This window comes from Aquiluna borgnonia (genome assembly GCF_013283855.1).
Lineage (GTDB): Bacteria > Actinomycetota > Actinomycetes > Actinomycetales > Microbacteriaceae > Aquiluna > Aquiluna borgnonia.
This window is the reverse complement of the sequence record NZ_CP054056.1, coordinates 420,698-434,827: the sequence shown is the minus strand read 5'-3', so window position 1 is coordinate 434,827 and position 14,130 is coordinate 420,698. Positions and strand designations below refer to the sequence as shown.

General features: G+C 48.8%; 14 protein-coding genes. 8 read left to right on the top strand and 6 right to left on the bottom strand.

Going from position 1 to position 14,130, the window contains the following annotated elements:
• Positions 1-24: 24 nt before the first annotated feature.
• Positions 25-978: a dTDP-glucose 4,6-dehydratase gene (rfbB, locus tag HRU87_RS02300; RefSeq protein WP_173493349.1), complete on the bottom strand. Its 954-nt coding sequence runs from the start codon at positions 976-978 to the stop codon at positions 25-27.
• Between the two features lie 31 nt (positions 979-1,009).
• On the opposite strand from rfbB, the gene rfbA reads away from it, so the two are divergent.
• Positions 1,010-1,870, top strand: a complete 861-nt coding sequence (gene rfbA, locus HRU87_RS02295) for a glucose-1-phosphate thymidylyltransferase RfbA (RefSeq protein ID WP_173493348.1) — start codon at positions 1,010-1,012, stop codon at positions 1,868-1,870.
• On the opposite strand, the gene HRU87_RS02290 is transcribed toward rfbA, so the two are convergent.
• From HRU87_RS02290 to HRU87_RS02275, 4 genes are read right to left on the bottom strand one after another with little or no spacing between them, the layout of a single operon-like run.
• On the bottom strand, positions 1,859-2,251 hold the full coding sequence (locus tag HRU87_RS02290; protein ID WP_173493347.1) for a sugar 3,4-ketoisomerase: 393 nt from the start codon (positions 2,249-2,251) through the stop codon (positions 1,859-1,861). The genes rfbA and HRU87_RS02290 overlap by 12 nt on opposite strands.
• Complete coding sequence (locus HRU87_RS02285) at positions 2,244-3,365, bottom strand: DegT/DnrJ/EryC1/StrS family aminotransferase (RefSeq protein WP_173493346.1); 1,122 nt, start codon at positions 3,363-3,365, stop codon at positions 2,244-2,246. Before HRU87_RS02285 ends, HRU87_RS02290 begins: the two co-directional genes overlap by 8 nt.
• The gene (locus HRU87_RS02280; protein ID WP_173493345.1) at positions 3,362-4,387 is read right to left on the bottom strand and encodes a hypothetical protein; all 1,026 of its coding nucleotides are present in this window, start codon (positions 4,385-4,387) and stop codon (positions 3,362-3,364) included. The genes HRU87_RS02285 and HRU87_RS02280 overlap by 4 nt, the downstream gene beginning before the upstream one ends.
• On the bottom strand, positions 4,384-5,988 hold the full coding sequence (locus HRU87_RS02275; protein ID WP_173493344.1) for a hypothetical protein: 1,605 nt from the start codon (positions 5,986-5,988) through the stop codon (positions 4,384-4,386). The genes HRU87_RS02280 and HRU87_RS02275 overlap by 4 nt, the downstream gene beginning before the upstream one ends.
• 111 nt (positions 5,989-6,099) lie before the next feature.
• On the opposite strand from HRU87_RS02275, the gene HRU87_RS02270 reads away from it, so the two are divergent.
• From HRU87_RS02270 to pseI, 6 genes are read left to right on the top strand one after another with little or no spacing between them, the layout of a single operon-like run.
• Positions 6,100-6,786, top strand: coding sequence for a cytidylyltransferase domain-containing protein (locus tag HRU87_RS02270; RefSeq protein ID WP_173493343.1), 687 nt, complete (start codon positions 6,100-6,102; stop codon positions 6,784-6,786).
• On the top strand, positions 6,787-7,797 hold the full coding sequence (gene pseB / locus HRU87_RS02265; protein ID WP_246247323.1) for a UDP-N-acetylglucosamine 4,6-dehydratase (inverting): 1,011 nt from the start codon (positions 6,787-6,789) through the stop codon (positions 7,795-7,797).
• Entirely contained in the window at positions 7,794-8,960 is a 1,167-nt protein-coding gene (gene pseC, locus HRU87_RS02260; RefSeq protein WP_173493342.1) for a UDP-4-amino-4,6-dideoxy-N-acetyl-beta-L-altrosamine transaminase, read from the top strand. The genes pseB and pseC overlap by 4 nt, the downstream gene beginning before the upstream one ends.
• Positions 8,961-8,970: 10 nt before the next feature.
• On the top strand, positions 8,971-9,993 hold the full coding sequence (locus tag HRU87_RS02255) for a hypothetical protein (protein WP_173493341.1): 1,023 nt from the start codon (positions 8,971-8,973) through the stop codon (positions 9,991-9,993).
• 4 nt (positions 9,994-9,997) lie between these two features.
• The gene (locus HRU87_RS02250) at positions 9,998-10,642 is read left to right on the top strand and encodes a hypothetical protein (protein ID WP_173493340.1); all 645 of its coding nucleotides are present in this window, start codon (positions 9,998-10,000) and stop codon (positions 10,640-10,642) included.
• Positions 10,626-11,693: a pseudaminic acid synthase gene (pseI, locus tag HRU87_RS02245; RefSeq protein WP_213086401.1), complete on the top strand. Its 1,068-nt coding sequence runs from the start codon at positions 10,626-10,628 to the stop codon at positions 11,691-11,693. Before HRU87_RS02250 ends, pseI begins: the two co-directional genes overlap by 17 nt.
• Before the next feature lie 188 nt (positions 11,694-11,881).
• On the opposite strand, the gene HRU87_RS02240 is transcribed toward pseI, so the two are convergent.
• Positions 11,882-13,522: an ABC transporter ATP-binding protein gene (locus HRU87_RS02240; RefSeq protein ID WP_173493339.1), complete on the bottom strand. Its 1,641-nt coding sequence runs from the start codon at positions 13,520-13,522 to the stop codon at positions 11,882-11,884.
• A gap of 32 nt (positions 13,523-13,554) precedes the next feature.
• On the opposite strand from HRU87_RS02240, the gene HRU87_RS02235 reads away from it, so the two are divergent.
• Entirely contained in the window at positions 13,555-14,127 is a 573-nt protein-coding gene (locus HRU87_RS02235; protein WP_173493338.1) for a PH domain-containing protein, read from the top strand.
• The last annotated feature ends 3 nt before the right edge of the window (positions 14,128-14,130 follow it).

Here is a 14,130-nt window from a genome sequence, read left to right as displayed (position 1 = left end):
GCAGTAACGGATATAAAAATATCTTCACTCGCCAAATTCCGCCCGGGCTCGAGACGAATAGAAATCATAAAGTTCAGGCAGTTGAACCTCAATGTCAGAATGATTTGGGCGCCATCCTAGCCGCCAAGCCGATTCTGGATTGATGGCATACTTTTTATCGTGTCCGGCTCGATCTTCGACAAACTCTATCTCGCTTGGATTTCTCTTCGCTGCGGCAAGCAACCCTGTAACCAAGCTCAAATTGTCCTTCCGGTCCCTCGCTCCCAATAGATAGGTTGAACCTACTTCCCCTTTATTGATTACTGCCCATATGCCATCCGTATGATCGTCCACGTGGATCCAATCACGAACGTTTTTCCCGTCACCATAAACTTTCGGACGCTCACCACGGTAGATGCGCAAAACGGTCGCAGGAATTAGCTTTTCCCAATGTTGATGTTTGCCGTAATTGTTGGAACAGTTTGAAATCGTTGCAGTAAGGCCGAATGATCGAACCCAGGCACGGACAAGTTGGTCGCTTGCCGCTTTACTTGCCGAGTATGGGCTTGAAGGGTTGTAAGGGGTCTCGACGTCAAATTCCAATTCGGAGTCGAGGGGCAAATCGCCAAAAACCTCGTCGGTTGAAACATGGTGAAGCCTTACGCCGTACTTGACACAGGCTGAGGCTAGATTCAACGTCCCTAATACATTGGTCTCGTAGAACACTCGAGGGCCATTTAACGAGTTGTCATTATGAGACTCTGCGGCAAAGTGTACAACCAGATCAACCCTGGAAACTAATTGATCGAGAAGCGCACTGTCTCGAATGTCTCCATGCACAAATTCAATTTCACCCAGGTGAGCTTCTAAATTGGCGAGTTTGCCGGCATAGGTAAGTGAGTCAAGGACGATAATGCTCAGATTCGGAAATTGAGAGATGCTGCGGGAGACAAAGTTTGAACCTATGAATCCAGCACCACCAGTTACTAAAACTCTCAACGTCGCACCCTTCCTTGGATAGGCTAGCAAGATGCGCGGAATTATTCTTGCAGGAGGCAGTGGCACACGCCTTCACCCGCTAACGATTGCGGTCTCAAAACAGCTGCTTCCCGTTTACAACAAGCCGATGGTTTACTACCCTCTCAGCACACTGATTCTTGCCGGTGCGCGTCAGATCATGATAATTACTTCGCCTAGAGACGTTAGTTCATTCAGAGATTTGCTGGGTGATGGCTCGGATTTGGGCATCGAGCTCTTATACAAAATTCAAGATGAGCCCAGAGGCATCGCCGAGGGACTTTTACTCTCGGCTGATTTTGCCGACGGAGAACCAACCGCGCTGATCCTAGGTGACAACATTTTTTACGGGGCAGGTGTCGGCGAGACTCTTGAGACTTACTCCAAAAAGGAAGGCGCGACGATTCTGGTCCAGTCGGTCACCGATCCGGAGCGTTATGGAGTAATTGAACTTCGAAGCGATGGATCAGTTAAATCCTTGGCAGAAAAACCCCCAGCACCGAAAAGTAACTTAGCGATTACCGGCCTGTACTTCCTCGACGGAACTGCTGCCGAGAGGGCCAAGTTGCTCAAACCGTCCGATAGGGGAGAGCTGGAGATAGTTGATGTATTAAATTCCTACCTCCATGATGGCCTCCTGGAGGCCCGAGTCCTCCCGAGAGGGACTGCTTGGCTTGACACGGGGACCTTCGATTCGATGTCTATGGCATCGGAATTTGTTCGAGTGGTCGAACAGCGTCAGGGTTTTAAAATTTCAGCGCCTGAGGAAATCGCTTTTCGGTTAGGTTTAATTGACTCAGAACAGTTGATAAAACTAGCGGAAAAATACAGCAAGTCTGACTACGGTGTGTACCTTAGATCCTTAATTGGATAGTTCCCTAAACTCCTCAAGATCCCTAATGTAGTCACTTTCATCGTAAGTGTTTGAAGCAACGACTAACAGGATTGCACCTGCGGTAAGGAACTTCTGTTCACCCCAGGTCATTTCTTTCATCCACACCCCTGGGCCTTGATCACTCAAAAGGATGGTTTGAGTACCTGTGGAATCCCTGAGGACCAGTTCGATTGACCCACTCAGGCAAAATAAAACTTGCTGTCCGGTCTTGTGGGCGTGAAAGCCACGTGTCTCTCCTTGCGGAACTTCTCTTACCCAAAAAATGCGCTTAGGGTCAAATGGTAGGACTGCTGGGAACTCGATGGCATGCAAATCTCCACGGATGTCCTTGCTAACTTTTGGAGCAACCAGTTCAAACAATGGTCGATACCTCAAACCTTAACTCGGTGAGGCAGCGCGCCACGTGTTCAACCTCTTCGTCAGCAAGCTCGGGGAAGAGCGGAATCGTAATGATTCTGCTCGCGAGGGATTCGGCCACTGGACATTTACCGGCTAGAACCCCGGCCCACCCAAGCTGTTTATAGTCCACGACCGGGTAGTGAATGGAAGTGCTTACTCCACTGTTTTCCAAAAATACCCGCGCCCTATCTCTTGATGTTTCTGGAACTACCAAGACAGCAAGGTGAGCAACAAATTCCTCGGACTCAGCACCAACAATTCCAATTTCTGATCCGGACAGCGCAGAGGAATAGACTCCCCAAATTGTTCTCCTGCGTTTGTTGAGAGCATCTAAAAATCCCAATCGATGCCGCAATACTGCAGCTTGCATCTCATCCATGCGTGAATTTCTACCATAAGGTAATTCAACTTCGTATCTGGTGGACCACCCGTACTGCCTCAGCTTGGAATGCGTGGACGCTAATTCTCGTGAGCCGGTTGCGACAGCACCTGCATCGCCGATCGCCCCAAGGTTTTTTGTGGGATAAAAACTGAAAGTGGCCACGTCCCCAAAAGACCCGAGCACTTTTCCGTTTATTTTTGCACCGGCCGCCTGTGCGCAGTCTTCCAGAAGCTTCACGCCTTGAAGTTTGCAAATCGAAGTGACTTCCTCGATGTGTGAATTCAGACCATAGAGGTGTGTGGCGATAACGCACTCAATTTCCGGATCTTGCAGCAGCGCCAAAGATAATTTCTCTGGGTCCATACGCCCCATTTGGTCGCAATCAACAAATACAGGCCTGGCACCAATTTCGAGAAGAGCAGTTGTCGAATAACCCCCAGCATTAGGAGTGAGAGCGACTTTTGTTTCTGAAACAACGCCCAATGACCTGAGGGCAATCACCAAGGCGTCCGTTCCAGAGGCAACCGCAGATACGTAACCAACTCCAAGAAAATCAGCAAATTCTTTTTCGAATGAAGCGACTTGCTCTCCAAGAATGTAGGAGCCGGATGTTGCCACACCGGACAGAAGTTCGCCAATAATCAGACCTTCATGGCTTGCGATTGATCGCTTGAGATCGTTTAGTGGGATCATATCCGACTCTCTTTGGGCATATTCTCTGAAGCGATCGTCTGACGCAATAAAAGACTCAAATATAAGTTTAGGGTGGCCAAAATCTGGCGTGCTGCACCTAATGGCGACCTCGACGAAGCATTGCCTCCAAGTCCGAAACGGGAATTCCAGCCCTCAAGTTGACGCACATAAGGAGTGTAAATGAATCTCCTAATTGAATAATTTGCTAAAGCGAAGTAATTCAAATGCCCCAATACCCAGCTGCGTCTAGTGCGCCTTAATCCCTGGGCGTGAAAGTAGACAAGCGGCTTATCTCCTGCATAAAGCTCGCCTTTCACATTGCGAGAAACTCTGGTAAACCAAGAATTCCATGGCGCCAAGTTGACACCTCTTGAATAGTCTTCAAAAACCCCTTGAGAGATTTTCGCAAAGCTCTCAAGGTACTTTTGGTCTGCGTACTTTCCATTCTCAGGCTTGTCTTTGCACCATTCAAGGCAACTTTTCGCCCAGAATTTCAGTGCTTTTATTCCTTCGGAGTTATTTCTAAAAGCGACAAGTCCGACATTGTACTTACCATACTTTGCAAGTCTGCCCACATTCCACGCATGGTGCCGATGCGGGCTGATGACAACATTTGATCTGGGGTGAGAGTTTAGGTATTCCACCATGCTGCTAAAGAAAAATAGGTCCGCATCTGCATAAACGAGCCACCCCTCAGGATCGACTTGGTCCACCTGGGAGAGAAGGAAACTTGGTCCGACGCTAAATATCGACTCTGCTCTGGACCTTCCCTTGATGCTTCGAGCGACCGCCGGGTTGGCCCTAAGGAACTCATTCCAATCTGTCACTTGCAATTTGGGAAATGCTTGGAGAAGTCTGTGGACCCCTTCATCTAAGGACAAAACAGTGGTTAAGTCTCCCACCCCTGAGGATTCAAGCATCACAGCACATCTTGATGCATAGCCAGAGTCTGTAATGGAAACAACCCTCAATGGCTGAGTCCCGCCATTTTCAGATTTAGAGTCGATCTTCTGCACAGTCACTGATACAAGTCCTTCTTGCCTTCCAAGATGACTTTCTCATACCTGCGGTCTGTTGGCTCAATCAGGATTCCCCGAAGTAGATCTAGCGGTCTGTAAATGAAATACAGATAGCGGTCCAGTCCTTCCAGAGAAAGCGTTATCCAGCGAGGTAATAAATTTCGCTTGGCCGCCAAGAATCTGCCACCGACTCTCGAAGTTCCCATGTTCATCCACAGGTTCATCCATTGCATGGCATTTTTCTTGAATGGTTTACTCACTTGACCTTCCAAGGCCTTCTCCAGGTTTTCGAAGTACTCCGACTTTGATTTACCCGATAACCCGATAGCGCTTGGATAGCCAGGCAAATCGCTGTCGTAAGTAATCAAGGGAATCCCCTGGATCGCCGCTTCGAGACCGGCCGAAGACCAGCCAGTTACAACAACATTAACTTCCTCGAAGATGTCGTAGATCGACAAACCATCCTTTGGGTGGTTCAGCAAAACATTTGGGGGGAGTTTGGCGAGCTCCTGTTCCCAGCGGATGCCAGCTGGTGAAGTTAGTGCTTCGCGCTTGTTTGGAAATTCACGAGGGTGCACGCGAATCACCATTTGATAGTTTGGCCTGTCTCTAAACCAGGCCACCGTTTCCTGCACCCACTCAAATTGATCTTGAAAAACAGTGCCGGGATACTTCACTCTCGGGTGACTGTTTGTCTTTAGAGATGTCGTGATTTCATCAGTGCTACTCAGCGCCAAAAGTGCCGAAGGCTTATTTACGTCTATCGCTAAACTACCGGCCGTTGAATTCACTGTGGCTTTCGGCTCAGAATAGACCTTATGGGATTTGCCCGCTTGCAGAGCCTGAAGGTGTGAATCAATTCTTGCACATTCGGATGTTCCAATCTCTTCCTGGACGGAAGGATCAAAGTAACTGATGGCTGGATTGCTGCTCGAGTACAACCCCCAGTCCCAAATCATCAGGTGGGTATAGTCCTCGGAAATATTGGGGCTCCCATCCAAAAAAACAACCCTGATTCCGCGATTTTTTGCCACAAGAGCAAAGGCCCTATTAGTTGAATAATGTGGTGACCGAATTAGAAGTGTGGAAAATCGACTGTGTGTCCTAAAAAACTCGTGCGCTGCCAGCACCATGAGTGCGGTGTCATGTATGGCGGCCATGTAGTCAGCTAGTCCTTCGCCAGTTGTAGCCGCTTCCCAACTTTTGTACTTCAGGGCAACTTCATAAGCCGCAACCTGAGGAACGTTAACTCCACCGAATTCCAAGCTTGGAGGGGAGTCCATAGATTGCCACTTCGAGAGGAAGGATTTTGCCTCGTGTCGGGACAAAGCAGTGATAAAATCCCCTAGCCAATGTTTAGAATGGGCCGGTACCCTTGCCGCGAGTGATGTAAGTTTTGACGTAAATTTACAATCCTTGCAATCCAACCCACTTGCATGCTGAACCTCTCGCAGAGTTCTATTTCGGCTCATCCTGACGGCGCACAAGCCCTCGAATACCCCGTCGCAAGAGACGGTGCTGATTTTCGCACCTGAATGAGAAAGTCGATTCAAAAGAAGAGAGTCGGAAGCGCTGTGGGCCCAAATCCCCGCGGCACTGTTCAAAAACAAAATCTCTTGAACGCTACTCATGCGATCTGCTTCTCTCAGGTCTTTTCAAAAATGCAAACTGTCTGTCAGTGTATTCTTATTTTCAGACTTGAGTGGGGTGGGAACTTGGATCAAAGATACGCAGTCATCCCGGCAAGAGGTGGAAGCAAAAGAATTCCCAAAAAGAATCACAAAGATTTTTTGGGTAAACCGATGATCACTTGGCCGATTGAGGCCCTTAAAATTTCCGGGCTTTTTACCGACATTTTTGTCAGCACGGATGACAAAACAATAGCAAACCTATCTCGGGACCTTGGGGCAACAGTCCTAACCCGCGACCCAAATTTGGCCGATGACTTTACCAACACTACGGAGGTGATGCAGCACGTAATTGCAAAAACTTTCTCAAGCGCAAGTAACCCTTGGATTTATAAAATCTACCCGACCTCGCCGATCAACTCCGTCGTGGTCCGAGAATTCGTGAAATTCACCGAGAGCGAGGATTTTGGATTTTCGGTAAGCGTTATGAAAGCTGGGCTTCCCGTGCAGCGTGCACTCAGGATGAGCAGTAGTGGAAGGTTGAATTTTCGAGAAATAGAGAATGCCCTCAGACGAACTCAGGATTTGGAAGCGATGTATTTCGACGCCGGTAAACTATATGGAGGTCGGAGGGCCGGTTGGTTAGAAACAACATCACCCCTCCTCTCCTCACCGAGAGGTTTCGTGCTGCCAGATTGGTTATCATTTGACCTCGACGTCCCTGAGGATTGGGAAATGGCTGAATTCAAATGCAGAAATCACGTTGGGAAGTAAGTGAAGAGTAGCTGGAATCTGGATGGAAAGACTGTTCTACTTACCGGGGGAACTGGAAGTTTTGGAAGTAAGTTTGTTCCACTCACTCTTCGAAACCAAAACCCAGAAAAGATTATTGTTCTCTCGCGCGATGAGATGAAACAGTGGTCTATGGCGCAACACTATAAAGATGAAAATCGACTGAGGTTTTTCATCGGAGATGTCAGAGACAAAGAAAGACTTTATCGCGCTTTTGAAGGAGTCGATGTGGTCGTGCATGCTGCCGCGACAAAAATCGTCCCCACCGCAGAATACAATCCATTTGAAGCAGTCAAGACTAATGTTCTAGGGGCAATGAACGTAATTGATGCTGCTCTGGACAGAGGTGTTGAGAGAGTGGTTGCACTCAGCACGGACAAGGCGAGCAGTCCTGTCAACCTTTATGGGGCAACAAAGATGACATCAGACAAATTGTTTATCGCCGCAAATAGCTACGCTGGCAAGAAAAATACTCGCTTCTCGGTGGTCAGGTATGGCAACGTAATGGGTTCACGAGGGTCAGTGATACCTTTCTTCCTCTCGCTCCCTGACGGATCCGTCCTCCCCATCACTGACGAACGAATGACGCGTTTCATGATTAGTCTGGACCAAGGAGTGAAACTTGTATGGAAGGCGTTGCAAGAGGCCCAGGGAGGGGAGATCTTCGTTCAGAAAATCCCCAGCATGAACATCCTTGAGATTGCTGAAGCTGTAAGACCGGATCTCAAAAGAAAAGTTGTCGGCATGAGACCGGGAGAAAAACTCCACGAACAAATGATCAGTGCCGAAGATTCAGTCACCACCGTGGACTGTGGTGACCACTATCGAATTTTCCCAAGCATCGACTTGGGTCATGAAGTGGACGTGAATGAATCTTGGAAAAAGGTCGAGATCGGCTTTAACTATTCCAGCGATAACAATCCCTCTTGGATGACTATCGATCAACTGCAGCAGTGGCTTGAGGCCAACAAGGCATCTATAGGAAAATATTGATTCCCTACAGTCGCCAACACATTTCATTCATTGACAGGTGTCGAGTATTTAGGGCCCTGGGAAAGCCTTACCTGACACAAGGCCCTGCAGTTGAAAAATTTGAAAGTCAGGTCTGCGACTTAGTTGGGGCGGCACATGCCATCGCGGTGAACAGTGCGACCTCAGCGCTTCACCTCGCCTGTTTGGCACTTGGTCTCAAAGCTGGCGACGAGATGTGGACGACGTCAATATCTTTCGTCGCCAGCGCAAATTGCGGCAGGTATGTTGGTGCGACCGTGGACTTTGTCGACATTGATCCTGAAACTTGGAACATATGTCCTCGCAGTCTGCGTGAAAAACTCGAACATGCGAAAACATTGGGCCGATTGCCCAAGCTCGTTGTTGTGGTTCACCTGGCGGGTGAACCAGCCGCGTTGGGCGAGATTCACCTTCTATCGAAGGAATTCGGTTTCAAGATAATAGAAGATGCGTCCCATGCGCTTGGGAGCAAGTACATGGGGAGTGCCATTGGTAACGGGAGATTTAGCGACATCACCGTTTTTAGCTTTCATGCCATCAAGAATCTGACAACGGGCGAAGGTGGCATGGCCCTGACAAATGATGGTCAGCTCGCCGAAACTATGCGGAGCCTTCGAAGCCATGGAATAACAAGAGATGAGGCAGCCTTTGTTGTTGAAGAGCGCTCAAGGACTCCTTGGCACTATGAACAGCAGGGATTGGGTTTCAACTATCGAATTACCGACTTCCAGTGCGCGTTAGGGAGTTCGCAGCTCAAAAAACTCGACCGAGTCAATCGAAGACGGTTAGACATCCTCCGACTTTACAAAAGCTTGCTTTCGGAGGTCCAAGAAGTGTCATTTCAAAAAATGGGAGCATCGAACGAGAGTGCTGCTCATCTGGCCATCATAAAGGTTCCAAGACACGTGCGACAAACCTTGCAATCAGCCTTAGCAGCAGCGGGCTTCGGAACGAATCTTCACTATTTCCCTATCCACCTTCAGCCTTACCACTTCGACCCTAACCGCAATGAATTGAAGAATGCCGAGGATTATGCCCATACGGCCATTTCGCTTCCTTGTCATCAATCGTTGTCATTTTGGAAAGTCAAGCATGTCTCGAAGTTAATTGCACAAGTCATTGAGTCCACTAAATCCGGAACCTAGACAAGACAAAATGACTGGTCGGGATTTGATTATTATCGCGTCATCTAATTCCCAAATTGGTGGTGGGCACCTGTCTCGGCAATTGGTTCTTGCAGATGAAGCGCTTAGGCGAGGATGGGAAGTTTCCCTCATCGGACACATGAGAGCACATGAAATGACACTCCTAAGGGGGCGAGGAATTGAGTATTTCGCAGTCTCAGATCATCGGTCGCTTGCGGAGCACCTAATAGCGATCCAGAGTATTTCACAAAAGATTAGAAATGGGATTTTAGTCATTGACAACTATGAACTTCTCGAACCATTTACCCAAATGCGAGACGAACTGGGCTTACCTCAAGTTCATTTTGAAGATGGGGGTGGTTTCGAAAACTTAGCAGACGTCATTGTGAATTCTGGCTTGAGCAACTCCGAAAACTTCGAAATAGCAAACATCCCAAGTGAGCGTTGCAGCTTCTCCATCGTTGGTCCGCAAGCGGCGATGATCCGCTCCGACTTAAAAACAATAAAAAAAGCCCGCAGATTGATTTCTGACAACCCCCATGACTTACTGGGTTATGTAAATTTTGGTTTGTCAAACAAAAGAAAACTCCTCAACATAATTTTCAGTCAACTTGAGTCATTAAATAATTTTGGGTGGACAGTTGTAGAGGGTATACCCGACTCCAATCTTAAGCGAGTTTGCCGCAGCGAGGGGGGGGGTAAGCGAGCCACGGTGCCTATGAAAAGGGTCATGTTAAGTGCTGATTTCGCCATTGGGGGTGGGGGTCTAAGTGCTTATGAAAGAGCTTATGTTGGAATCCCCTCCGTTACTGTCGTACTATCTGACAATCAACGTGGGATTGCAAAAATACTGCAGCAGGCAGGGGCGGCAATCACGCTTGATACAAGGTGGACGACTGAGTCAGATCTGCTAGCAGGTGCACTGGAACAGTTAGGCGATCCAGAAATAAGGGCTCAAATGTCACAGGCTGGTAAAACAGCTGTTGATGGACTAGGCGCCGGGAGGGTGATGAATCAAATTGAGAGACTCTAATAGTTTGACTCCTGCACGAGTTACTTTTCTTGTGGGATTAGACAACCCGGATTATTTGGAGATAGTTGCTCGAATATCTCAACTCTTCCCCGCACTGAGTCTTGAAATAGCCCAGGAGTTTGACTCTTTGACCGGCGGAGATGTTCTAATTGCGCTTTCTTTTCCGAAAAAAGTCCCTTCTAGGGTGACTTCAAAATTTCGACTAGCGGCAGTAATTCACGCCAGTCCTTTACCGGTTGGGCGAGGCTGGAGCCCAGCAAATTGGATGCTTGAAAATATGGAGACCGATTTCACACTGACGCTACTGAAAATGGCGGACGAAATTGACTCTGGAGACATTATTGACACCCAGCGATTTCAAGTGCCTCTGAGTGGAATCTACTGCGATTTCAGAGTTGCGCTTATCGAGAATCAGGTGAAACTGTTAGAGCGGCTACTAACTGGCTCCTTGCCAATTTCTTCAAGTGCGCCTCAAATTGGTAGTCCTACTTATTACAATCGCAGAACTCCGAGAAACAGCGAGTTAGACCCTGGGGTTTCTATTTCCGAACAGTGGGGAAAAATTAGAGCAGCCGACAGTCAGAGATATCCAAACTATTTTTATCTCTACGGGAGAAAATTTAAAGTTACGATTGAAGGGATGGAATAAAGATATGAGAATTGATGGCAGGGAAATTGGAGTAAATAAGCCCCCTTATTTGATTGCTGAGATTTCCGCAAATCACAATGGATCTTTATCGCGAGCCTTAGATCTTATTGCCGCTGCAAAGCGCAACGGAGCGAGCGCTGTCAAACTCCAGACATACACGGCTGATACCCTCACTATTCAATCTGCAAAATCGGACTTCCAAATTAATGGAGGGATTTGGGACGGACGCACACTTTACGACTTGTACCAGCAAGCCCACACCCCCTGGGAATGGCACCAGGAACTTTTTGACGCCGCTTCTGAAATTGGCATAACCATTTTCAGTAGTCCCTTCGACGCGAGTGCCGTTGAATTGCTTGAGAGGCTAAATGCTCCTGCATACAAAATCGCATCGTTTGAAATTGTCGACTTGGAACTAATTCGTATCGCTGCATCAACTGGGAAGCCTCTGATTATCTCGACTGGCCTGGCTAGCCTTGAGGAAATAACCGAAGCGTACGATGTAGCGATGGAGTCAGGGGCTGAGGATGTTGCGCTGCTTCATTGTTTGTCCTCATATCCCGCGCCTGCTTCGGAGTACAAACTTAATACGATCGAGAAGTTGCGTTCGATTTTTGACTCCCAAATTGGCTTATCTGACCATACGGTAGGTAATGATGTGGCTTTAGCAGCTATTTCGCTAGGTGCGACGATTATCGAAAAGCACTTCACCTGGGATACAACTTCCGGAGGTCCTGATGACTCGTTCTCAATGGACCCAAGTGGCCTTAAATCACTCCGAGAGTCTGCCGATCGTGTATGGGAATCACTAGGATTCGATAACTTTGCCATTCAACCAAGCGAAAGAGATAATATCCGTTTTCGTCGCTCCCTGTACTTCGTAAAAGATGTTAAAAGGGGAGAAATGTTATCCCGCGATCATGTCAGGTCAATTAGGCCGGGATATGGAGTTGCTCCAAAATTTCTGAAAAAAATTATCGGAAAAAATGCTCCAGTAGCCTTTTACGCCGGTGATCCGGTCACGAAAGAGGTACTCGACCAACTTTGCTAACCTTTGCCAATCTCGGTAAACCCTGATCAAATGTTTTTCTAGTTTCACAATGAGGATTGCCTTTCGAGATTAAAAAACGTCCCCGTGAAGACTTTCTTACCAGCGCTTATTACTTTAGACAGTCGCGTTGAGCACTAGTCAATGTGATTGAAATCTAGAACCGATAGTTAGACTCAGGCAAGATTTGCCTAGTCTAAGGTTTTTTCAGCGGCCCGCCTTACCTCTGGGTCAGGCACCGGCACCGCCGCAATCAACTTCTTGGTGTAATCCTCTTGAGGGTTTCTTAGAATTTGCTCCTTTGAGCCCTGCTCAACAATAACTCCGTGCTGCATGACGGCAATTCGGTCGCTCAGCAGGTCAATTACCGCAAGGTCGTGAGAAACAAATAGGGTGGCAAACTGCTGCTCTTTTTGGATCTGCTGCAAAAGCTCCAGCACTCTTGCCTGGACAGAAACATCCAGTGCACTGGTTGGTTCGTCAGCAACGAGTAGCTTTGGGCTGAGGGCCAGTGCCCTTGCAATGCCAACGCGCTGACGCTGGCCACCAGAGAGCTCATGGGGATAACGGTTTCTATAGGTTTTTGGGAGTTCTACTAGGTCTAGAAGTTCTGAAACTCGATTAGTTCTCTGGTCTTGTGCCCAGCCTGCCAGCAGGAGTGGTTCTGCAATCGACTGACCGATGGGCCAACGTGGGTTGAGAGAGCTTCCTGGATCCTGGAAGACAATTCCAATGTTGCGCCTAGCGGCCATGAGGTCTTCCTTTGAAACACCAACCATGGACATGCCAGAGATCTCAAGTGCTCCAGATTTGATTGGAACCAAACCAACAACTGCTCGGCCAATTGTGGTTTTGCCTGAGCCAGACTCCCCCACCAGACCCAAGACCTCACCGGGGTAAATCTCTAGGCTTGCGTCTTTGACGGCTAGGAATGCTGGGACCTTCCCGCGCTTTGGATACTCGATGTTTACGTTTTCCAAGATCAGGGTTGGCTTGATGCCCTGTGGCCTTGGCTTAGGTTCTGAGACTTGAACCTTGCCTAGGTGAGGAACTGCAGCGAGTAGGTCTCTGGTGTATTGATGCTTTGGATTTTTGAAGGTGTCGTAGGTGGTGCCGGTTTCAACAACCACACCGTCCTTCATGACAATCATGTGGTCGCTGAGTTCAGCGACCACACCCATGTCATGGGTGATCAGGATGATTGCGGATTGCAATCTCTGGTTGAGGTTGCGCATCAGCTCAAGGATTTCAGCCTGGACCGTGACGTCAAGGGCTGTGGTGGGCTCGTCGGCAATTAGGAGCATTGGATCGCAGGAGATTGACTGAGCGATCATGGCCCTTTGACGCTGACCGCCTGAGAGCTGGTGAGGGTAGGAGTTGAAGGCTTTTTCTGGGTCTGGAAGCTCAACCATCTTGAGTAGCTCCAAGGCGCGCTTTTTAGCCTGCGCCTTGGTCATGGTGTTGAAGTGAACCTGGAGTGCCTCAACGATCTGGAAACCAATGGTGTAGACGGGGTTGAGAGCAGTCATTGGCTCCTGGAAGATCACCGCAATGTCATTGCCTCGGATCTCACGTAGACGCTTCTTAGTGGCTCCAATGAGCTCCTCGCCCTTGAGCTTTACTGAGCCACTTGAGCGACCGTTTACCGGCAGTAAGCCCAGAAGGCTCATGGCTGAGGTTGACTTACCGGAACCAGACTCTCCAACAATGGCTAGAACCTGACCGGGCCTGACCTCAAAGTTAACTCCGCTTGCCGCCATGACCCACTGGCCATCCACCCAGAAGTCAACATTGAGTTCCTGGGCCTGAATAATTGGGTTTTGGGTTTCCATTAGGCAAAAACTCCAAGCTGTAGGGTGGTCGGGTGCAGGTATTCAGATCTAAATTCGCCCAAGTAAGCGCGGTTGTCACCGCGCTGGTGTTGCTGGCCGTTTTGGCCGGCATTTGGGCTGCTGAGGGCTTCTGGAGCTTTGCGGTGAGTGTTCCACCGGTTGCCCTGGTGGTCTTTGTGGTTGCAATTCTCTACTTCTACCCAAGGGTTGAGGTTGATGAGGGTGGCGTGAGGATTGTGAATGTGGTTCGAACCCACTACATCTCCTGGGGTGCCATTGAGGTGGTGGACACCAAATACGCCCTCAGCATTCAAGCCCTTGGCAAAAAGTACACCGCTTGGGGTGCTCCTGCTCCGGGTCGCCACAGCGCCATCTTTGCCTCCAGGGACCAAGGTCAACACCTTCCGGAATCCACCTACCTTGCTGGAACCGTTAGACCGGGTGATCTGGTCACCAGCGACTCTGGCGCTGCAGCAGCGCACATCCGAAGAATCTGGGAGCAGCGCCGAGAAAACCCTGGAGCCGCTAGCGTCTCTAGCACCTGGCATTTCCGCAAACTGATTGGCCTTACAGCGCTCGTGGTGGCTAGCGCCTTTGTTCTCTAGCAA